The sequence below is a fragment of the Oceanobacillus chungangensis genome (genome assembly GCF_003369565.1).
Classification (GTDB): domain Bacteria; phylum Bacillota; class Bacilli; order Bacillales; family Amphibacillaceae; genus Oceanobacillus; species Oceanobacillus chungangensis.
In genome coordinates, this window is the sequence record NZ_PIOD01000006.1 from 210,743 (window position 1) to 233,800 (window position 23,058).

Below are 23,058 nucleotides of genomic sequence, written 5' to 3' on the forward strand. Positions count from 1 at the left end.
GGAGTGATACCAATTAATAACAAGTTAATTTCGTTCCCGCCAGTTTTACCGCAAAATCCAAAAGTGTTAATTCTCGGGTCGATGCCTGGAAAGGTTTCACTTGAGAAACAGGAGTATTATGGTAATCCACGTAATCACTTTTGGCCGATTATCTTTGAATTACTTAATGAGTCTCCTGTAGACGATTACAGGGGGAAGATTGCAATTGCAAAAAGGCATGGACTTGCATTATGGGACTCTATCGGCTCATGCTATCGTCAAGGTAGCTTAGATACAAATATTGTCGATGAAGAACCTAATGACATACTAGCAATATTAGAAGAATATCCATCGATTCGTTTGATTGCCTGTAATGGAACCAAATCCTATACTACATTTAAGAAGAACTTTAACTTAACAGCGTATCCCGATGTCAATGTTATTAAGTTACCATCAACGAGTCCAATCCCTGGAAAATACACGAAATCATTTACAGGTAAAGTTAATGCATGGCGAGAAATTTTACATTATCTTTAAGATTTAGATTTCATCAAGATTAAGTCTAAAGGAAGTTGGATAAGCTGTAGTTTTCAAAAGATAATATTCATATTACTAATTATTTGGTATGGTATAAATGAACTGTAATTTGATTAAAGGCAGGAAAATTGAATATGAAATTATTTTGGTTCCGGTTCGTGATTTTTAGTGTATTGTGGATCCTACTAATTATGATAGATAGTAAGCAAGTCCCAGTTAGCATTATAATTTTTGCTTTAAGTCTAGGGATATATTTTCTTCTGTCAATTCATAAGCTGCCATCAATGCTCTACATCTCACTCGCTATTATTGTATTTATTCATGGATTTTTATTAACAAACAATGTGATGCTAGGTGTTCTTCTTATTCTATACTTGTTAATTGATGCTAGTTTTCGCTTAAAAGAAAAACAATTCGTAAGTTATTTTGTTGTAACGATGATTCTAACCCTTCTCCTTTTTTTTATTCGTGGCGAGGCAACATTTGAAATCGTCATAATGCTAGTTTTTCTTTATTACCTAATCCTCATAATTAGTAGAATGACCGTGGATAGGAAGGAGCAGGCGGAGATTTATGATCAGTTACGTGGTGAATATCGGAATTTAAAGCGAATGAACCTTACAGCTGAAAATAATGCGCGACTTGAGGAACGAACGAAAATTGCTCGAGACATTCATGATTCAGTTGGACATAGGTTAACGGCATTAATTATGAAACTAGAAATGCTAATGATTCAAGATTCGAATAATAGTTTCGGAGAATTAAAGAAAATGGCAAATGAGAGTTTGGAAGAAACAAGACATGCAGTAAAGGTACTGCAAACAGAGGAAGATGAAGGGATTGCTACAATTGTTCATCTGATTCGGAAGCTAGAAGCGGAAAGTCATGTTCTTGTTCAGTTTACAATGAAACAAGGGGTATTATCGGTACCAATGACAAATGATAGAAGTGTTGCACTTTACCGGGTAATACAAGAATCACTAACGAATGCGATGCGTCATGCAGGCTCCAGGGAAGTTCAGGTTATATTAGGAAAATCAGCAACGGGCGACATATCCTTTGAAATTAATAATGCTGTTCTTAACCCGCCCCCTATTACATATGGTTTTGGTTTAACAAATATGAAGCGACGAATTGATGAAGTGAAGGGGACGCTGAGTATTTATCAAACGGATAGACAGTTTGTTGTAACAGGCAGTATTCCAAGTGAGGGGGATTAACATGTTGCGAGTATTATTGGTTGAAGATCAGCCAATCGTGAGACAGGGTTTAAAAGTCATCTTAGAACAGGACGAAAATATTGCGGTTACTCATCAGGCGGAGAATGGACGCGAAGCAATCGAGATTTTAGAAAAACATTTGATTGATTTTATTATGATGGATGTAAGAATGCCTGAAATGAATGGGATAGAAGCAACTAGAAGGATTAAACAACACTGGCCAAATATTAAGATTTTAATATTAACAACATTTAATGACGATGAGTATGCACTAAATGCACTGAAAGAAGGTGCAAATGGTTTTTTATTAAAAACCTCGGAGCCAAGAAAATTAATTGAAGCAGTACACAGTTGCATGAACGGTGGATTAACCATTCACGATGAAGTTGCTGCGAAAGTAATGCCTCGTCTTTTACAATCTTCGAATAAACCACAGATTGATATAGTGTTTACTCCAAGAGAAATAGCGATAACAAAGCTAATTGGTGAGGGGAAGACGAACAAGGAAATTGCAGCGACCCTCTTCTTATCAATTGGCACAGTAAAAAATCATCTGACAGCGATTTTGCAAAAAACAAAATTGCGTGATCGTACACAATTAGCAATCTATGCTGTGAAACATGATATTGGGAATTAACATTAATTTATGGCTTAACAATAAAATCTCCTCATAACGTATATATGAGGAGGTTTTTTTCTTGTACTTTAAGAATGGAAAAAATTTATTGAAGAGCTGACTAATAAATCTGTTTTACAATTAATGAATGATAAAGATAAGTCGTTATTATCTTTGAGCAATATGCGATGTTGATTGTAGGCTATATCCGCAGCTGGATTAACGCCAAGAGTGAGAATTGTTTTCCCAGCTTAATAAGAGGGCTTACATAATAGCAAACGCATAATCCCAGCAAAGTATATTTCCTGAGCGTGTGCCAATAATCACATATCTGCGTAGAATAGTTCCCACTATGTATATTAATAGCACTAATGAATGAGAAAAGATCTTTAATAAAAACACCCATGTCTAGCTAGGAAAAATGACTTAGGTCATATTGCAATAGAATATATCATGACGCTGGTCAGTATGCTTGACGTAAGATTCAGCGTAAACTGTAAACACAGAGGAGGAGATCAGTTGCTTGAATTAGTAGATTTATCTAAGAAATTTAAACAGATGTATGCTGTGAAAAATTTGAATATGTTCATTGAAAAGGGAGAAATTGTTGGTTTACTAGGCCCAAATGGTGCAGGGAAATCAACGGCGATATCTATGCTTTCATCGCTAGTTGAGCCGACAGAAGGTGACGTGCGATTTAATAATAAGAGTATCATTAAAAATCCTGCACCATTACGGAAAGTAATTGGTGTTGTTCCACAGGAAATTGCCCTGTATGAAGATTTAACTGCAGAGGAGAATTTACAGTTTTTTGGAAGAATATACCGGTTAAAAGGTGAGGCACTGAAACGAAAAGTGGATGAGGTGTTAGAGCAAATTGGATTGACGGACCGACGGAAGGACATCGTTAAGACCTTTTCTGGAGGAATGAAGCGCAGACTGAATATTGGAGTCGCGATGCTTCATGAACCGGAATTAATTATTATGGATGAACCAACAGTAGGAATCGACCCGCAATCACGGAATTATATATTGGAAACAGTAAAGAGACTTAATCAAGAAAAGCAAATGACTGTACTTTACACGAGTCATTATATGGAAGAAGTGGAGTATCTTTGTGACCGCATTTATATTATGGATAAAGGAAATATGATTGCTTCTGGAACAAAAGATGAGATTAAGCGAATATTATCTGCCGAGAAAACAATTTTGATTCAGGCAGATTTTTGGAATGACAAATTCATAAATCTTTTGAATGATAACCCGACGATTAATCGCGTAATTATTACAGAAAAAGAGATTACCATTATAGTTTCGAAAGAGATTAATATATTTCCAATGTTAATTAAAATGGCGGAAGATGCGAAAATCGAACTGAACTCAGTCGATATTAAAACACCTACACTTGAAGATGTATTTCTCCATCTAACAGGTAGAGCATTAAGAGATTAGGGGGAGTTGGAATGGTTGGTCAAATTGTTAAGAAACAACTGTTATTATTATTGCGAAGCCCTGTACAACTTCTTTTATTGATCGGCTTGCCAATCATCTTAATCGCAATTTTAGGAACGGCATTATCCAGTTTTATGGAGGGAGAAGCATTAGAACTTGATTTAAAGGTAGCACTCATTGAAGAAGAAAATGAGGAAGAACAAATTGAACGGTTTATGAAGGATGTTGAGGAGCTAGGCTTGCCTGAAGAAGCTGTAGGTCAAATTCAATTAAATATCGCTCAAGCTGCACCAATTCAACTATTAAAAGAATCCGTATTTGGTAATGAAGCGATGAAAGATGTAATCGAGCTTGATTTAGCAGAGTCTGAAAAATTAAAGCAGTTACTTGCGGATGATTCATATTCCACTGTAATAGAAGTTCCTAATAATTTTACGTACGATATGTTAAATTATATGGTGTTCGAAGAGGGTGTTCAACCATCTTTACAAGTATATCAAAATGAAGCGGCACTAGGAGCAACTGTTGTCCAAGGGATGCTGGAGCATTATCAAGAGCAATTCGCGATTGGTAGCTTTATTAGCAAAAATGGATTGGAACAACTGTCTCCACAGATAGAACAACAACCATTTGGTGAGATTGTCTCGATTAATCAAGATAAACCGGCATCGGCTAGAGACTACTACGCAATCGGGATGGCAGTAATGAATGTCCTGTTTATTGCTTCAACTATTGGCACATTTGCATTCCTAGAAAAGAAAGACCATGTATTTAACCGAATTATTCTTGCTAATGTGTCACGCTGGACTTATTTTATTGGTATTTTTCTTTCTGGTATGATCATAGGTTTTCTCCATCTCCTTATTATCTTTGGATTTTCTAGAGTATTTTACGGTGTCATTTGGCCAGATTTATTTGCTTTTTTCGTTGTTACGTTAGCATTCGCAATCGCTGTTGGAGGATTATCTGTCTTACTGACAGCCATCTGTTACCGGATAAATTCGGAGATGATTACGAACTTTTTCTCAAACATTGTCGTAACGATCTTCGCGACATTAGGAGGCAGTTTCTTTGCGCTTGGTGAATTATCGTCCTTTATTCAATTACTTGGTGACTTGACTCCTAATGGCGCAGCAATGAGTGCTTATTTAGATATTTTAAGAGGTGAGAGTTTAGCAGATATCTCTAATCATCTTTTATTCTTGGCTATATTTGCTGTTGCTTTAATTGTTGCAGCTGCATTTAGCTTTCCAAAAAGGGGGTCTGCAGCATGATTGGTATTTTTCAGACAAAAATCAGAATGTTTATCCGTAGCCCCTGGGTGTTTGTGATGATGACGGCAATGTCTATTGGCTTCGCATTAATCATTGGCGGGACAGGTGCATATACAGCTATTACAATCCCAGTGTACTCTGCTAGTGAAGGTATTCAGAACTCGGTAATTGGCGATATCCTTGAGGATTCAGATGTCTATACGTTTGAATGGCTATCTGAAAAAGAAGTATTGAACCGACTATCTAATAATAAAGCGGAAGCAGGAGTAGCATTACATGAAGATGATTTTCAATTAATCGTTGGTGTAGAAACTCCTACTAGTAAAATTATTGAACAAACGATTGAAGGAGCATATGCAAAGAAGGCTCAGTTTGAACAAATAGTAGATGCCTCGGATGCAGCGACAGTGGCCGAGAGAGAAGCAATATTAGACGAGTTGCAAGTATCAATAGAATCGCCAGTGTTTACAATTGAGTCGAGTAGTTTTAGAGGAACGGATGCGTTTATTTATGATAATACATTTCAAACACTATTTGGGTTTACATTGTTCTTCGTCATTTACACGATTGCATATAATGTGCTGCCTATTCTCGTTGAGAAGAAGGAAGGAATATGGGATCGCGTAATTCTATCACCAGTGAAAAAGTGGGAAATGTACATTGCAAATTTATTATATAGCTTTCTGGTTGGGTACTTGCAGATAGTTATTATCTTTTCGGTCTTCCGTTATATAGTTGGTGTTGATTTTCAAGGGAGATTTATCGAAACCTTGTTATTAATGAGCGTATATGTGTTTGCAATTGTTTCCCTTTCGATCTTACTCACGGCGATTGTCAAGACAGTGGCACAGTTTAATGCGATTCTCCCGATAGTTGCGGTAAGCTCAGCGATGATTGGTGGGGCATACTGGCCAATTGAGATTGTAGAATCACAGTTTCTGCTTACTTTATCTAAGGTGAATCCAATTACGTACGGAATGGAAATGTTGAATGGAGCAGTCGTTTATCAATATCCACTTCAGGAACTGCTGTTTCCGATTAGTATTCTGTTCTTAATGGGTGTTGTGTTTATGGGGGTTGGCATTCATTTGATGGAGAGAAGGCATATCTAATCATACACTAGTGCTCATTTGATTTCTGGCATACCGCTGCGGAAATACACTACGCGCACCTTAGGGGGCTGGTGAGCCTGCTTGTGCTGACGCACTTCGCAGTCTCACCTAGGCTCTTCTTCCTTAGGAAAAGGAAAGCTTCTGCAGCGTTACATCGCAATCAGACAATTGGTACTTTATTTTCGAGGAGTCTCCGTGTATTTCCTCCGCTAAGTTTGAGCGAATAAATATAATCCTAAATCCCTATAATTGAGATGAGATGGCAATTACCCCCAAATGGTCGTTGCCGGCGGAAAGTTAGTGTCTGAAAAGACAACTTTGCGCTTAGTTAGTTACAGTTTATTTAAATTAGCAACAATCGACAAATGTTTATCATATCATGTGACAATAAAACTACTTCTAGAAACTACCATCTCAAATTACCTTCTCTCAATAATATTTTCTAGTATAATAGAACTAGATTTATAAGGGAGTGGCTGATTTGTGAAGAGAAAAAAATTATGGTTGGGGCTAGGAACGGCACTTCTTAGCCTTCTTCTTATTATAGATATAATTGCTGGGTTTTTCTTTTATAATCTGGCAATCGATAGAAACTTAAAGGATTATCTTGTTGGCAATACTGATTTGGAAGTTTCGGCTGAAGCGATGGATGTTTTTATTGATGGTGATTGGCGTTCATGGGCTGCTAATCAGGATTTTGAGCAATGGGAAATGGAATCCTTTGATGGGTTAATGCTTAATGGGTATTACTTGGAAGCAAAAGTGCCAACGAATAAAACTGTCGTCTTTGCACATGGATATTTAGGAACTGCAAGTGATATGGCATTATTTGGTCAATATTACTACGAATCACTTGGTTATAATGTGTTCACAGCAGATCTTCGTGGTCATGGCAAAAGTGAAGGGGACTATATTGGTTTCGGATGGCATGATCGATTAGATTATTTAGGCTGGATCAATCGTATTATTGAAGAGCAGGGCCCTAATACAGAAATTGTATTACATGGAATCTCAATGGGAGCGGCAACTGTATTGATGACAAGCGGTGAAGAACTGCCAAGCAATGTAAAAGCAGTTGTGGCAGATAGTCCATATACAAGTGTTGCGGACTTATTTGGCTACCAGCTTGAACGCATGTTTCATTTGCCGGAAATACCAATCATCCCAACAACCGGGCTAGTTTCGAAATTAAAAGCGGGATATTCACTAAAAGAAGCTTCTGCGCTAGTGCAAGTGAAAAAGGCAGATGTGCCTATATTGTATATTCATGGTAAGGAAGATGTCTTTGTACCAACATCTATGACGATGGAGCTATATGAAAATACGAAGAGTGATGCTGAACTGCTTCTAATTGATGGTGCTGGCCACGGGGAAGGAATTGTAATAGCGCAGGATACTTATATTAAAAAGCTGCAACAGTTTTTAAACAAATATATAGTAGATTAATTGCTGCATATTCTCCTCCAAGTCATACGAATTTTGATTTGCTTGTAATCTTAGATAACTTAAGCTACAATGATTTGGACAAATAAATATGATATGAACCACAGGGGGAGCATATTGCTGAGATTGAGTGAAGAGATTCACGCTATACCCTTTGAACCTGATAGTTAATTCTAGCGTAGGGATGTGGATGAATATTAGAGTACTAAGGTTTAACCAGGTTTTTGAGTGACAGCTCTAGTTGCACTTATTCATTCTTGTTTTTTGGCGTTCTCCCGTGGATTCAATAATCAAAGGGGGAATTTTTTTATGAACAGAAATCTTATTATGATGATTGAGGCATCTTTCCTGGCAGTATTTGCACTTATCCTCGACTTGCTGCCTTCGATTCGATTAACACCCGCTGTATCTATTTCAATTGCGATGGTGCCAATATTTATTATGGCCTTGCGCTGGGGAGTTAAAGGCGGGATTATGTCAGGCTTTCTTTGGGGATTATTGCAGGTTGTGACTGGTGATGTTTACATTCTAACAATTTGGCAATTTTTGATTGAATATTTCATAGCGTTTGCATTTGTAGGATTTGCGGGTTTATTTTATAAAAGTATCCAAAATGCATTACAGCATCAAAAAAGGAAGAAGGCTGTAGCGGGGATCGTCCTTGCAGTCTTTGTCGGCAGTATTGCCCGCTATTTCTGGCATTTCATTGCGGGAGTTATTTTCTGGGGAAGTTATGCGCCAGAAGGAATGTCACCATACCTCTATTCCTTTATTGTTAACGGGGGTACAATGCTGGGTGCTGCAATTCTTTGTGCAATAGTGCTTGTAATTTTAATAAACGCAGCACCAAGACTTGTATTAACAAAAAATACAAGCAATCAAATATGGAGTGAGCAACAGAAGAAGGCATGAAATTGCCTTCTTTTTTTACGTATTAATGAATAATGAATACAAGAATTATACATTGTATATGCATAAGATAGCTTTAAATATAGGTATTATTGCATAAATATTAATATATATTTATAAATATGCTTGCAATTCGAATTACTTAAATCTATAATAATGAATAATTCGAAAATACAATAAAGGGAGACGGGATGTGTGAAGAACGTAGCGATTATTGGGGGAACAGGTTATGGCGCAATTGAACTGATTCGGTTATTGCATACCCATAAGCATCTGCAAGTGAAAAAAATTATATCTCATTCACAATTCGGCGAGCATATTACATCTGTTTACCCACATTTAACTGGTTTTGTAGAGGAACCAATGGAAGAGTTTGAGGTTACGAGCTTAATAGAAGAGGTAGATATTGTATTTTTTGCTACACCAGCCGGAGTAGCAAAAGAGCTTATCCCAAAGTTTGCAGATTCAACTGTACAATGCATCGATTTATCAGGGGATTTGCGTCTTCACTCAAAGGAAGCATATGAAAAATGGTATGGGAAGCAAGCCGCACCAAAGGAATTATTAAATCAAGCAGTATATGGCTTGACAGAAATTTACCATGAACAAGTAAAAGGGGCAAAAATTATCTCAAATCCAGGATGTTTTCCAACTTCTGCATTGCTTGGGCTAATCCCAGCATTGGAAAATAAAATAATCACTTCAAATCATATTGTGATTGATGGAAAAACAGCTGTATCTGGTGCAGGCAGAACACCAACAGCATCAACACATTTCTCTGATACGAATGAAAATATCACCCCGTATAAAATCGGAAAGCATCAGCATATTCCTGAGATTGACCAAGTGTTATCAAAGATAGCAGGAGATGCGATTAATACTACATTTACTACCCATCTTATACCGATGACTCGTGGATTGATCTGTACGATATATGCAGAATTAGCTAAGGAGATATCTACAGAAGCGGTGATTGATCTTTATCGAACCTATTATGAGAAACATCGTTTTGTCCGAATAAAGGAAATTGGTGCATTTCCAACGACGAAGGATGTTTATGGCAGTAATTATTGCGATATTGGGTTGCATGTTGATGAGAGAACGAATCAGCTGATTATTGCATCAGCAATTGACAATCTCGTCAAGGGGGCAGCCGGTCAGGCTATACAAAATGCGAATCTAATGAATGGATGGGAAGAAGCAGAAGGACTGGACGCAATTCCAATTTTTCCATAAAGAAAGGAGATCTTAGATGATTGCAACAAAAGTGGAAGGTATTCACAAAATCGAAAATGGGCATGTCACAATGCCAAAAGGGTTTTCTGCAGGTGGACTGCATTGTGGGATTAGAAAAAAAAGATTGGATTTTGGCTGGATTCATTCTGATAACCCTGCAGCAACAGCGGGAGTATACACATTAAATGCTTTTCAAGCAGCACCACTGAAGATAACAAAGCAATGTATTGATAAAGGGCAGACAATACAGACGGTAGTTGTAAATTCAGGGAATGCAAATTCATTTACTGGCAAGCAAGGGTTGCTTGATGCACTGGAAATGCAGGAGCTGACGGCAAAGAAAATGGGAGTAATACTTGAACATGTTGCTGTAGCGTCCACAGGTGTTATTGGGGTTTCCTTGCCAATGGATAATATTCGTACAGCGATCCAGCAAGTCGGGAGCGCGGAACATGCTGGTTCGGAAAACTTTGAAGAGGCGATTTTAACAACCGATACAGTTACAAAGCATATGGCAGTGCAACTGGAGATTGACGGTAAAACAATAACAATCGGCGGTGCAGCCAAGGGTTCAGGAATGATTCATCCGAATATGGCGACGATGCTTGGTTTTATTACAACCGATGCGGCAGTTGAAGCAGACAGCCTGCAACCTGCATTACGTTCCATTGTCGATAAGTCGTTTAACATGATCACGGTTGATGGGGACAGCAGCACGAATGATATGGTACTGGTCATGGCGAATGGACAGCAGGAGAATGAGCCATTAAACGAAGCACATCCGAAGTGGTCCTTGTTTTTAGAAGGCCTGCAAATGGTAAGTGAGGGATTGTCTAAGTCAATTGCCAGGGACGGGGAGGGTGCTACTAAATTAATTGAAGCAAATGTAAAGGGGGCACCATCTGAGCTTGCAGCCAAGCAAGTAGCCAAAGCAATTATTTCTTCCAATTTAGTGAAGACGGCGGTATATGGTGCTGATCCAAACTGGGGGAGAATCATTACTGCAGTCGGCTATAGTGAACAACCGATTGATCCAGACAAAATATGTGTTTCTCTTGGAGAAATTGAGGTTGTAAAAGATGGCTATCCAGTTGAATTTAATGAAAGCGACGGAAAAAAATATTTAGAAAATGAGTCGGTATCGCTTAATGTTGATCTGCAAAATGGATTAGGGGAAGCAACTGCATGGGGTTGTGATTTGACCTATGACTATGTAAAAATAAATGCTTCTTACCGGACGTGAGGTGACAAGGATGAATATAATTGTTTTAAAAATCGGCGGAAGTATTTTGGCGAAGCTTCCTGAATCATTCTATAAAATATTGGTCGAAATTAAAGAATCAGGGCTATGTGAGCCAATTATCGTTCATGGTGGTGGGCCAGAAATAAATCAAACATTAAAACGGCTGCAAGTGGAAAGTACATTTATTGATGGATTACGTGTGACGACGAAAGAAGTATTAGATGTTGCAGAAATGGTTATGAGTGGCTCAATAAATAAGAAGATCGTCACTGACCTGCAAAAGGCTGGGGCCGCAGCAATAGGGATTAGTGGAGTCGATAATTCCCTTTTGCAAACTGAACCTATAGATGAAACCGGAAAAATGGGATATGTAGGTAAAGTCATCAATGTCAATACCACGCTAGTTAGACATCTCATGAGTCATGGTGCAATTCCGGTTATTTCACCGATTGGAACTGATGCAACAGGACAACATTATAACATCAATGGTGATATTGCTGCTGCTGCAGTCGCCAGTGCAATAAATGGAAAGCTCGTATTAATCAGTGATACCCCTGGAGTAATGGAAAACATTAATAATGAATCTGTCATCCATAAAAATCTTACCGAATCACAAATAGAAGCATTAATCGCTTCAGGTGTAATCCACGGTGGTATGATTCCTAAGGTTCGTTCCGCATTACAAGGGTTAACGGAAGGAGTAGAAGAATCAGTAATAATTAATGGTCTCTCTCCAACAGATTTAAAGAAATATATCCACGGTGAAGAGGTAGGAACAAAAGTAATCAAAGAGGAGGTTCATCATGTCTGAAGCATTGGCAGAAACATCGGCAATCATGAACACGTATAATCGGTTTCCTTTAAAAATCGTCAGAGGAAAAGGGAGTTATGTTTGGGCTGATAACGACGCGAAATATTTAGATTATACATCAGGAATTGCGACATGTAATTTAGGGCATGTCCCAGAACTAGTACAAACGAAAGTTAAAGATCAATTAGACCTCTTGTGGCATTGTTCTAACCTATATGATATTCCTGCTCAACAAGAACTAGCGCAGCTACTAGTCGATAATAGTTGTTTTGACAAAGCTTTTTTCTGTAATAGTGGAGCAGAGGCAAATGAAGCAGCAATAAAAATAGCAAAGAAGTATGCGAAAGATCATGGAAATGAAGAAAGAGTCGAAATTATAACTTTTACCGATTCATTTCACGGAAGAACTGGAACAACAATGGCGGCAACAGCACAAGCGAAAATTCACCAAGGGTTTACACCATTAACACCTGGATTCCGTTACTTATCTTTAAATAATCCCGATGTACTTGAGATAATTGATAACGGAAAAACAACTGCAGTACTGCTTGAGCTTGTTCAAGGAGAGGGTGGAGTCAATCCTGTTGATATTGCTTGGATTAAACAGCTGGAAACTATTTGTAAACAGCATGATATTTTGTTGATGGTAGATGAAATCCAAACAGGAATCGCTAGAACTGGTTCGCTTTTTGCTTATGAACAATTTGGAATTGAACCTGATGTTATGACATTAGCGAAAGGGTTAGGTTCAGGAATCGCAATTGGTGCAATGGTAGTAAAAGAGACTGTAGCAGCGTCATTCCAACCGGGCACTCACGGTAGTACGTTTGGTGGGAATCCGATTGCGATGACTGCAGGGCTAGCAACACTTGAAACTATATTGGAAGCGGGTTTTCTAGCAAATGTTAGGAGAAAGTCGGAATGGCTGATTAGTAGCCTGAAGAAATTGCAAATGTCATATTCAAGTATCGAAGAAATTCGGGGGATAGGTTTATTAATTGGAGTACAAATGACTGAAGACGCAGGGAGCTGGATAGCTAAGTTTAGAGAGAAGGGAATTCTAGTATTATCCGCTGGAAGTAATGTAATACGAATTTTACCACCATTAACGACTACTAATGAAGAATTAGAGCAATTCATTACTGTCTTTCAAGAATTACTTATCGAAAACGAAAGTAAAAATGAAGATAAGCTTTAATTTTTGTTTCAGCAAAGGGAGGGTCCACAACAATGGGAAAGCATAAGAAATTAAATAAAGTGCTTGTGATAGGTTCAGGACCAATTGTAATCGGTCAAGCAGCTGAATTCGACTATGCCGGTACACAAGCATGTTTAGCGTTAAAAGAAGAAGGAATTGAAGTTGTACTCGTCAATAATAATCCAGCAACAATCATGACAGACACGAGTGTTGCAGACTATGTTTACATGGAGCCGCTTGATATCCCAACATTGGAGAAGATTATTGCGAAGGAAAGACCAGATGGAATGATTGGGAGCTTAGGTGGGCAGACTGCTTTAAATTTAACAATTAAATTAGATGAAAAAGGTATTTTAAAAAAATATAATGTTGAGCTGCTTGGCACTTCTGTTAAATCGATTCAAAATGGGGAAGACAGGGATAAATTTCGTCAGCTGATGATTGAAATTGCCGAACCAATTGCCGAGTCAAAGGTGGTGGAGTCCGTTCAGGAAGGTTTAACATTTATTGAAGAAATTGGCTATCCAGTTATCCTTCGCCCAGCCTACACATTAGGCGGAGAGGGTGGTGGATTTGCATATAATGAGCAAGCGTTTATCAATTTACTAGATAATGCAATAACCTTAAGTCCTATTCATCAAGTATTAGTCGAAAAAAGCATAAAGGGCTGGAAGGAAATTGAATTTGAAGTGATTCGAGATGCATCTGATGCATGTGTGATTGTTTGTGATATGGAAAATGTAGACCCTGTTGGTGTTCATACAGGTGATTCAATTGTAGTTGCCCCGTCTCAAACCTTAAAAGAAAATCAATATCAGCTGTTGCGAGCTGCCTCAATGAAAGTAATTCGTGCACTGGAAATCGTTGGCGGATGTAATATTCAATTCGCATTACATCCAGAAACAAATGATTATTGTATTATTGAAGTGAATCCACGGGTAAGCCGCTCTTCAGCGCTAGCGTCAAAAGCAACTGGCTATCCAATTGCGCGAATAACAACAAAATGTGCAATCGGCTATCGTCTAAGTGAAATGAAAAATCCAATTTCAGGAGAAACCTATGCAACTTTTGAACCAAGTTTAGATTATGTTGTTGTTAAACTGCCAAGATTCCCATTCGATAAATTTACAGAAGCAGACCGGACGCTTGGTACACAAATGAAGGCGACTGGAGAAGTAATGGCGACGGATCTTTCCTTTGCAGGGGCACTAAATAAAGCAGTTCGCTCCCTGGAAATGAATGTTACAAGTTTAAGCTGGCCAGTGATGAGTGAAATGCCAACTTCAGATATTATCGAACTTCTAAAAAATCCAAATGATTTGCGATTGTTTGCGATTGGGGAAGCTTTTACCCGTAATATGGACGTGGAAGAAGTGCAGCGTTACACGGAAATCGATGCATGGTTTTTAGAAAAAATAGCTGAAATTATTGCTTGTGAACAATTATTGCAAAAGCTTGATTGGCCAGAAGTTTCGAGAGAAGATTTAATAAAAGCGAAACGGCTAAATATCAGCGATGCACGAATTTCAGCATTAGTCGGCACAACGCCTAGTATTTTACGAAAATATTATAAAGATACAGCGATGCGCCCAACATTTAGGGAAGTTAAATCGGGAGTGAGTGGAACAGATACGATTCATTCTTACTATTATTCCACATGGCAGGAAGAGAGTGAAGCACAGGCAGTGCCAGCAAGTCCAAAAATACTAGTTCTCGGTTCTGGACCAATTCGCATCGGACAAGGAATTGAATTTGATTATTGCTCTGTCCACGCTGCTCAAACAGTGAAGAAATTGGGATATGACGCTGTCATCATTAACAATAATCCGGAAACAGTCAGTACGGATTATTATATCGCGGACCATTTATATTTTGAACCGTTAGCAATTGAAGATGTACTTACTGTTATCGAAAAGGAAAATGCAGCTGGTGTGCTCATCCAATTTGGCGGACAAACTGCAATTAATTTGGCGAACGATTTAAAAGCGGAAGGTATTCATATTTATGGAACAAGTCCAGAGCATATTGATCAGATGGAGGACAGGGAACAGTTTTATGACGTACTGGAGCAATTAGAAATACCCCATATAAACGGAAAAATTGTTCATAATTCAGAAGAACTGGATACTTCAATTAAGGAATTGGGATTTCCTGTACTCATTCGCCCATCTTATGTGATTGGAGGGCAGTCAATGTTCATTTGTAATAAGGAAGAAGAGTTAAAAACCTATGTACAGCGAATTCAAAAAGATACATTTAATAAATGCTGGCCACTGCTGATTGACTCTTATCTGCCAGGGTTAGAATGCGAAATGGATATCATAAGTGATGGAAAGGATATTATCATCCCTGGGATTATGGAACATATTGAAAAGGCTGGTGTTCATTCGGGAGATAGTATTAGCGTATTTCCGCCAATTACGATAACAGAAAAAATGAAGGAAGAAATGACCGAGATGGCATCTCGGATTAGCAGGGCCTTACCGATTGTAGGCATCATGAATATTCAGTTTGTTATCCATCAAAATACTATCTATGTTCTCGAGGTAAACCCTCGCTCATCAAGAACGGTTCCTATTATCAGTAAAGTTACTGGAATTCCAATTATAGAATGGGCAGTTAAGACCCAGCTTGGGACACCGATAAGCGAAATTACTGGTGAAAGAGATTTATTACCAGAGCCAAATTATGTAACTGTCAAAGCACCTATCTTCTCAGCGAGTAAATTAAAGGGTGTTGACCATATCTTAGGACCTGAAATGAAATCAACAGGTGAAATTATTGGACTAGGATGGACGAAAAATCAAGCCTTGAAAAGGGTAGCTTCGTATATTGGTAACATGAAGGAAAAAGTGGTGGGATCTCTTCAAATATTCGTCTCGATTTCAGACCGAATGAAACAAGAGAGTCTTGAACTGATTCTTGAATTAAACAAGCTAGATTCTAGCATCACTGCAACAAAGGGCACAGCTGAGTTTTTAGCAGAAAATGGAATCGATACGAGTGAAATTTTGAAAAACAAAACAGATTTGTTGCGTCATTGGCAGGAGAATACACCAGATATTGTGTTAAATATTCCGAACCAAGGCAGGGAAAAGGAAAAAATCGGGTTTTATATACGTGAGTTGTCAGTCAGATATCAAACCCCATACTTTACTAGTTTAGAAACATTAAAAGCAATGATTGATTGCCAGCTAAACCAAGATGTTGTGGAAACCCCACTGTCAATCCAAGATTATTTAGACCAACTATCGGTAAAAAACTAATAATATGGCAGCAAAAAGCGAGGGTGGAGCACCTCGCTTTTTACATATTTGAGCAGGAGCATGTGAAAAATTTTGGTCTCCAGCATGATCTATTCATTTATTTTTAAGTACTTATCAAACCAGCGACAGATTTGCTTGAGTCTTGCAATCCTCATGTTTGGATTGCCACTCCTACTTAACTCATGGTCTGCGCCTGGGAAGCGAACGAATTCAACATCTTTTCGTAAATGCTTTAAGGCGATAAATAGCTGTTCACCTTGTTCAATCGGGCAACGATAATCAAGTTCTCCATGTAAAATTAATAGCGGAGTTTCTACCTTGTCAGCATATTTCAAAGGGGAAGAGTCCCATAATTTTGCAGGGTTTTCTAATAAATTATACCCAATCTCCCATTTTGTAAAGAAGTAGCCAATATCACTTACGCCATAAAAGCTCAACCAATTGGAAATGGATCGTTGCGTTACTGCAGCTTTAAAGCGATTCGTTTGTCCAACAATCCAGTTTGTCATGAAGCCGCCATAGCTTCCACCAGTAACGCCAAGTCGATTTTCATCAATATATGAATAATTAGCCAATGCATAATCGACTGCATCCATTAAGTCTGCATAGTCACGTCCACCGTAATCAGAACGGACAGCATCCACAAATTTCTGTCCATACCCATGGCTTCCACGAGGATTCGTATACATCACGACATAGCCCTTTGCAGCAAGTAATTGAAGCTCATGGAAAAATGTTTGCCCATACATGGCATGTGGACCGCCATGGATCTCCAGAATAAACGGGTATTTCTTGTCTTCGTTGAATCCGTACGGTTTAATAATCCATCCTTGAATTTCCCAGTCATCTTCAGTTTGTATCGTAAACGTCTCAGGATTCATTATTGCAACTTCTTCGAGAAATGCTGCATTCGAATTGGTTAATCGTGTCAAATCTAAGTTTTTTCCTAATAGATAGAAGTTGCAAGGATTTGTTGGCGTGCTAATACCTAAAATAAATGAATCTGAATTCACATCGTAAGCAAAGCCAAACACATGATTGTCATCCTTATAAAGTACGGTTAAATTACGTTCGAGTGTGACTTGATAAAGTCCTGTAGCGCCAGAATCGGTAGCAAGGAAGAATAGTCTATCCTCGTACTTGGACCATATAGGACCATTTACTGATTGCCCTAATCTCGTATCACCTGCCATTGCATCTCCAAGCTGGATATCCCATGCATCACTTAGACAGGTTCGTTCACCAGATGCCAAATCAAAAACAAAAATTTCACTAAGTGTAGCTCCATCGTATTCATACTCATGACCAAAACAGGAAATTCTATTTCCACTTGGCGAGAAACGAGCATTATAGTAGATTCCTTTACCATCTGTTAGTTTTGACAGATTTTTAGTAGAAATATTGAAAAGGAATAAATCTGTTGTATTTTCATAATCCGCACCAGGATTTAAGTTTGCAGTAAAAAGTAAATACTGTCCATCAGGTGAAATATCTTGAAGCCGATGGTCTTCATCAGCAGTAGTAAGTTTTGAATAAGATTCTTTCTCGATATCATAACTAATTATTTGGGCCCGTTTATCGTCGTGGAAGCCTTTATCATTTGATTTATATTGAAGACGATTGACGAGAAGCGGTTTATTCTTTTTCTTCTCAATCGCTTGTTGCCGTTCTTCGTTTGACAGCTCCTTTTGATTCTGAATATCATCATCTGAATTAAGTGAAGCACTAAATAGAATTTGCTTTCCATCCTTCGACCACATTGGGTTACTCGCTCCATTTTTAAATGTCGTAAGCTGTTGTGCTTCACCACCATCAGTATGAATTAGCCAAAGCTGTGGCAGACCGCTTCGATTGGATTGGAATACAGCTGTTTGTCCATCAGGTGAAATTGTTAAATTACTGTTTCTATGATGGCCGAATGTCCATTGCTTACTTTCCGTTTCATTTACATTTTGAAAAAATAAATGTGATTCATATTCATTCTTTCCATTAATGATAGTCGAAACATATGTATATGCTTTCCCGTTTGGAGTGAAATGTGGGTCACTAAATACTTCTATTCTAGATAAATCCTCGGCTGTAATTGGGCGTTTGCTGACCATATAAATCCTCCTAATTATCAGAACTTTACATATCATTCTAATCTATTTCGAGAATCGAAGCAATTTAATTGCAGATAGAATTGAAAATAATTAATTTCACTTCATGAAAACACATTCTAATCTTCTAATTCCATTAAAAAGCGCTTTAATTGTTTGGGAGAATGAAAGATTAAGACAGTTTTGTCATGAAACTGTCTTAGCTTTTGATAGATTAAAGGAGTTTGATTTCTATTAAACCGCATTACCCAATTGAAAAACTCCCAATCAATTTTTTCCGGGCAATCCTTTCCCATATCAGATCTTGTTTTATTACGATATTGGATTCTTCGCTTAATGATTCCATATAAGTAGCGAATGGTCGAGTAGTGTAGGACGATTACAGTATCTGCTAGCTCTAACCGGGAATCGATTGTCGCACCGTAATTTCCATCCATTATCCAGTTCTCTTCTTTTGAAATTTTGCTTTGTTTCGTAATAAAAATTTCCCGGTCAAGGGGTTGCCAGCCGGGTTGCCAGTAAATTGCATCGAGATGATAAACAGGAATATTCAGTGTGGATCCTAGATTTTTTGCTAATGTAGATTTTCCAGCACCACTGCCACCAAGTATTAGGATTTTTTTCAAAGTAGATGACCTCCTTGTCATTGAATCAAAAAAGAGTGATCCATTTTCTGAATCACTCTTTGAATTTTAGCTTAGCTAATTTTCAGCCACGTCCAGCGCAAGTGCCTGTGTTCCTAGCGAGACTTCCCTCATCTTCGTACGATAAAGAAGACTTGCCGATTGGTGTAACCCCAGAGGCGTAGTCGCACTTATACCCCTGTGGTGAAAGTCAACATCAATTCGCTTGCGCTCTTGTTTTCAAATTGTTTGTGTTGCTTCGTTCACGTTAATTAGGGCGTCTTTTTCATATGCTGCCTGTAAAAGCTTCGTTATTTTACCAGGTTTCCCAGTGCTGATTTGTGTATTATCAACTTTCACAATTGGCATGATTTCCGAAGTACTGCTTGATAAAAAGAGTTCATCAGCCATCCCAATATCTTCAACGGTGAATCCATCTTCATGGAAGGGGATATTCAGTTCAAGGGAAAATCTTTCAATTGCCATTCGAACACAACCATACAAAATATTATTTGTTGTTGGATGAGTATAGATTTCACCATCCTTAACAAGGTAAACATTTGATGAGCTACATTCTGTTACTAGTCCGTCCCTGTGTAAAATTGCTTCATAACAGCCGTTTTCCTTTGCAGTCTGCTTCGCTAACACATTTGGTAAAAGATTCAAGCTCTTGATATAGCAATTTTCCCAGCGAATATCTCGTTCGGTGATGGCGCTGACACCATTTCTTAGATTTTCTAGCTTTCTTGGTAAGTCTTCGATATATGCATAGATGTTAGGCAGTACATCGATAGGGAAAACATGATCCCTAGGTGCAGAACCTCTTGTTACTTGCAAATAAACTTTACCATCTGTCGTCATTTTATTTCTATCTAATAATTGAAGTAATAGGTCGGATAGTTCATCCTTTGAAAAAGGCAAATTTATTTTTATTGCAGCTGCTGAGCGGAATAATCGATCGACATGTTCCTCAAATAGATAATATTTTCCATTGTAAATTCGAATTACTTCATATATTCCATCCCCAAATTGTAACCCACGTTCCTCGAACGGATAAGTCAAATGGTCTTGATGGATAAATTTTGACTGAGTCATGATTATTGGATAAACAGACATGCACTAACACCCTCCTTAAAAACCGTAAGTATAGTTTATCTTGATTGCTTAATATTGTAAATGATTAGTTTATCTTGATTTATCTGTTAGTTCCCCTGCTCATTTCTTATTGATTGCTGGCATAAATAGATAAAGTGCATAACTTGGGGGGCTACTCTTAGGCCAGTCGTTCCAGAAATACACTTCGCTTTCCACGGGGAGCTGGTGAGCCTACTCGCGCTATTGCGCTTCGTAGTCTCACCTAGACTCTTCTTCCCGTAGGAGTCTTCGTGTATTTCTTCCACTGGGTAAGTGAAGAAAGTACCGATACAGTAGTTGCTTACACAATGACAACTGATGTCGATTATAGCAAATAAATGGAGGCTGATTTGTGAATATCCACAACAATCCATATCTGAAATCAAAAATTACGGCTAGTTCGCACTTTATATCAATTATTACCTTAGTATGGTGTAACTTAGCTTTTTTAAAAAAGAGCCTATTAAATTTTTTTAGAAAACCTCTTGATTTCAAGATATAAATCTGATATACTATTTCTTGTCATCAAATTTACTAAGTTATTTTAATTGAATTTGCGGGTGTAGTTTAGTGGTAAAACCTCAGCCTTCCAAGCTGATGATGAGGGTTCGATTCCCTTCACCCGCTCCATACATATGTCATAACGCAGTATTTCGTACTTAGTCTACGAAGTGTTGCGTTTTTATTATTTCCTAGTAGTTAAGAAGTGCAACTAAGGCTGTCACCTAGAAGCTTGGCTAAACCTTAGTTTTCTAATATTATATGCATATGTTAGGGTATTGTTAAATCTTTAGGTAAAAATACTATTTATATAGCAGGCTGGAAGGAGAACATGTTCATGCGTACCGCAGAACTTAAACAAGAGATAATCGATTATTCAAAGAAAATCGGCATCGATAAAATTGGTTTTACAACGGCGGATGTCTTTGGTGAGCTAAAGGAACGATTAAGACGTCAACAAGAATTAAACTATCAATCTGGATTTGAAAAAGGTTCAGTAGAAGAAAGAACAGAGCCGGTACGATTGCTGCCAGAGGCACAATCGATTATCTCAATTGCGATTGCCTATCCTTCCAGAATGAAGGATGCGCCGAAAAGTACAAAGGAAGAGCGACGTGGTATCTTTGCGAGAGCTTCCTGGGGAATCGATTATCATGTTGTGCTGAAGGATCGCTTAGAGAAACTTGCAGCTTTTATAATGGAAAAGGTACCAGATGCAAAAAATAAAGTAATGGTTGATACTGGTGAACTTTCTGATCGGGCGGTTGCGGAACGTGCGGGTATTGGTTTTAGTGGTAAAAATACTTCAATCATTACACCTGAATTTGGATCGTTTGTCTATCTAGGAGAGTTGATTACCAATATCCCGTTTATTCCTGATGATCCGATTGAAGATAGCTGTGGTGACTGTACGAAGTGTATGGATGCTTGCCCAACAGGTGCACTAATTCAAGGTGGACAGTTGAATGCCCAGCGCTGCATCGCCTTTCTAACACAAACGAAGGATTTCCTTCCCGATGAATTCCGTACAAAGATTGGTAACCGTGTCTATGGCTGTGATACTTGCCAGCAGGTTTGTCCACGGAATAAGGGAATTGATTTTCATATACATCCAGAATTTGAACCAGAGCATGACATCGCGAAACCAAAATTAAAGCCAATGTTAAAAATGTCTAATCGTCATTTTAAGGAAACTTTTGGCCATATCTCAGGTTCATGGCGCGGGAAAAAACCACTTCAGCGAAATGCATTAATCGCACTCGGTCATTACAAGGACAAGACAGCGGTTGAAGAAATGATTAATGTGATGCGCGATGACCCGAGACCTGTTATTCGTGGTACAGCAGCATGGTCCCTTGGGAAAATTGGGACAGAAGAAGCCTACGAAGCAATTCAAGCAGCGATGGAAAATGAGCAAGACGAGCAAGTATTATTTGAAATGAGAAAAGGCTTAGATTTTCAAGAAAGACAAACAGTAAATTAAATAGAACGAAAAATTGAATTTAATCCAAGCACCTCTCCATATACTTGATATGGAGGGGATTTTTTATGGAAAAAATAAAAGCCTTTTGGTGGGATTTTTTTCATCAGGATCAAAACGAGGAAAGTTGGTGGAATCGAAAGAAAGCACTGTGGGAGAAGAGAGGAGCGGAGATTGTTCGCATCGAGGGAAAGGGCAGAATCTTTCGGAAGCTCAGTTTCGGCCGTGAGCAGCAAAAGCAATATTTATTTCATCTTACTTATTTAATAAAGCAGAATAACCATTTTCATTTAGAGGAACAGGTTATTCCGTATCAATTTACTACCAATTTGAGAAATCAACTAATCGAACATAAAAAAATAGAAGAGAAGGGAGTAGAAGAAGGGAAGATTAACTTTCCGGAACGTGATATCGAAACAAATGATGCACGTTTTTCATATAATCGCCTAGCAGCAGTTCAGTATGCAGAACGCTGGTGGAATAGCTACAACCCTAATTATCGTAAATTTACGGTTGATTGTACTAATTTCATCTCACAATGTTTATTTGCTGGAGGGGTGCCAATGCATGGTGCAAGAGTTAGGGGGCGGGGTTGGTGGTATGGTGGGGATAACTGGAGCTACAGCTGGGCCGTTGCTCATTCCTTAAGGTGGTATTTAAGTGGTGCTGCACAAAGAATGCAGGCGAAAGAAATGATGCGTGCAGAAGAACTAATCCCAGGAGATGTTATTTGCTATGATTTTCAAGGGGATGGCAGGTGGGATCATAATACGATTGTCGTTGCAAAGGATGCTTACGGGATGCCATTAGTGAATGCACATACGGATAATAGCAGGCATCGTTACTGGTCCTACGAGGATTCAAGTGCATGGACACCAAATATTCAATATAAATTTTTTAGAATTGGCGGGGAGTAGTGGTATAC

Annotated in this window: 18 protein-coding genes, 1 tRNA gene and 1 riboswitch; of the genes, 16 read left to right on the forward strand and 3 right to left on the reverse strand. The window is 38.3% G+C overall.

The window, feature by feature from the left end:
- The first annotated feature begins 3 nt into the window (after positions 1-3).
- From CWR45_RS07130 to carB, 13 genes are all read left to right on the forward strand, one after another.
- Positions 4-516, forward strand: a complete 513-nt coding sequence (locus CWR45_RS07130) for a DNA-deoxyinosine glycosylase (RefSeq protein WP_342770088.1) — start codon at positions 4-6, stop codon at positions 514-516.
- Between the two features lie 134 nt (positions 517-650).
- A complete protein-coding gene (locus tag CWR45_RS07135; RefSeq protein WP_115749170.1) occupies positions 651-1,736 on the forward strand; it encodes a sensor histidine kinase in 1,086 nt (361 codons plus the stop codon).
- A 1-nt stretch (position 1,737) separates the two neighbouring features.
- Positions 1,738-2,373: a response regulator transcription factor gene (locus CWR45_RS07140; protein ID WP_115749171.1), complete on the forward strand. Its 636-nt coding sequence runs from the start codon at positions 1,738-1,740 to the stop codon at positions 2,371-2,373.
- A gap of 498 nt (positions 2,374-2,871) precedes the next feature.
- On the forward strand, positions 2,872-3,804 hold the full coding sequence (locus CWR45_RS07145) for an ABC transporter ATP-binding protein (protein WP_115749172.1): 933 nt from the start codon (positions 2,872-2,874) through the stop codon (positions 3,802-3,804).
- 11 nt (positions 3,805-3,815) lie between these two features.
- Positions 3,816-5,078: an ABC transporter permease gene (locus tag CWR45_RS07150; protein WP_115749173.1), complete on the forward strand. Its 1,263-nt coding sequence runs from the start codon at positions 3,816-3,818 to the stop codon at positions 5,076-5,078.
- Positions 5,075-6,190 (forward strand): ABC transporter permease, encoded by a 1,116-nt coding sequence (locus CWR45_RS07155; RefSeq protein ID WP_115749174.1) that lies wholly within the window; start codon positions 5,075-5,077, stop codon positions 6,188-6,190. Before CWR45_RS07150 ends, CWR45_RS07155 begins: the two co-directional genes overlap by 4 nt.
- Positions 6,191-6,673: 483 nt before the next feature.
- The gene (locus CWR45_RS07160; protein WP_115749175.1) at positions 6,674-7,636 is read left to right on the forward strand and encodes an alpha/beta hydrolase; all 963 of its coding nucleotides are present in this window, start codon (positions 6,674-6,676) and stop codon (positions 7,634-7,636) included.
- Between the two features lie 93 nt (positions 7,637-7,729).
- Positions 7,730-7,835, forward strand: a riboswitch (TPP riboswitch).
- A gap of 107 nt (positions 7,836-7,942) precedes the next feature.
- The gene (gene thiT / locus CWR45_RS07165; RefSeq protein ID WP_115749176.1) at positions 7,943-8,545 is read left to right on the forward strand and encodes an energy-coupled thiamine transporter ThiT; all 603 of its coding nucleotides are present in this window, start codon (positions 7,943-7,945) and stop codon (positions 8,543-8,545) included.
- Between the two features lie 192 nt (positions 8,546-8,737).
- Positions 8,738-9,778 carry an N-acetyl-gamma-glutamyl-phosphate reductase gene (gene argC, locus CWR45_RS07170; RefSeq protein ID WP_115749177.1) on the forward strand — a complete coding sequence of 347 codons (1,041 nt, stop codon included), beginning with the start codon at positions 8,738-8,740 and terminating at the stop codon, positions 9,776-9,778.
- Between the two features lie 16 nt (positions 9,779-9,794).
- Positions 9,795-11,021: a bifunctional glutamate N-acetyltransferase/amino-acid acetyltransferase ArgJ gene (gene argJ, locus CWR45_RS07175; RefSeq protein ID WP_115749178.1), complete on the forward strand. Its 1,227-nt coding sequence runs from the start codon at positions 9,795-9,797 to the stop codon at positions 11,019-11,021.
- A gap of 10 nt (positions 11,022-11,031) precedes the next feature.
- Positions 11,032-11,832, forward strand: coding sequence for an acetylglutamate kinase (gene argB / locus CWR45_RS07180; protein WP_115749179.1), 801 nt, complete (start codon positions 11,032-11,034; stop codon positions 11,830-11,832).
- Complete coding sequence (locus CWR45_RS07185; protein ID WP_115749180.1) at positions 11,825-13,030, forward strand: acetylornithine transaminase; 1,206 nt, start codon at positions 11,825-11,827, stop codon at positions 13,028-13,030. The genes argB and CWR45_RS07185 overlap by 8 nt, the downstream gene beginning before the upstream one ends.
- A 32-nt stretch (positions 13,031-13,062) precedes the next feature.
- A complete protein-coding gene (gene carB / locus CWR45_RS07190; RefSeq protein WP_115749181.1) occupies positions 13,063-16,296 on the forward strand; it encodes a carbamoyl-phosphate synthase (glutamine-hydrolyzing) large subunit in 3,234 nt (1,077 codons plus the stop codon).
- Between the two features lie 89 nt (positions 16,297-16,385).
- On the opposite strand, the gene CWR45_RS07195 is transcribed toward carB, so the two are convergent.
- The 3 genes from CWR45_RS07195 to dat form a co-directional block, all read right to left on the reverse strand.
- Complete coding sequence (locus CWR45_RS07195; RefSeq protein WP_115749182.1) at positions 16,386-18,398, reverse strand: S9 family peptidase; 2,013 nt, start codon at positions 18,396-18,398, stop codon at positions 16,386-16,388.
- 116 nt (positions 18,399-18,514) lie between these two features.
- The gene (locus CWR45_RS07200) at positions 18,515-19,021 is read right to left on the reverse strand and encodes a DNA topology modulation protein (protein ID WP_115749183.1); all 507 of its coding nucleotides are present in this window, start codon (positions 19,019-19,021) and stop codon (positions 18,515-18,517) included.
- Between the two features lie 237 nt (positions 19,022-19,258).
- Positions 19,259-20,134, reverse strand: coding sequence for a D-amino-acid transaminase (gene dat / locus CWR45_RS07205; RefSeq protein ID WP_115749184.1), 876 nt, complete (start codon positions 20,132-20,134; stop codon positions 19,259-19,261).
- A gap of 574 nt (positions 20,135-20,708) precedes the next feature.
- On the opposite strand from dat, the gene CWR45_RS07210 reads away from it, so the two are divergent.
- The 3 genes from CWR45_RS07210 (at position 20,709) to CWR45_RS07220 (ending at position 23,050) form a co-directional block, all read left to right on the forward strand.
- Positions 20,709-20,782: transfer RNA gene (locus tag CWR45_RS07210), tRNA-Gly, on the forward strand.
- A gap of 208 nt (positions 20,783-20,990) precedes the next feature.
- On the forward strand, positions 20,991-22,136 hold the full coding sequence (queG, locus tag CWR45_RS07215) for a tRNA epoxyqueuosine(34) reductase QueG (protein ID WP_115749185.1): 1,146 nt from the start codon (positions 20,991-20,993) through the stop codon (positions 22,134-22,136).
- A 65-nt stretch (positions 22,137-22,201) separates the two neighbouring features.
- On the forward strand, positions 22,202-23,050 hold the full coding sequence (locus CWR45_RS07220) for an amidase domain-containing protein (protein ID WP_115749186.1): 849 nt from the start codon (positions 22,202-22,204) through the stop codon (positions 23,048-23,050).
- Positions 23,051-23,058 lie beyond the last annotated feature (8 nt).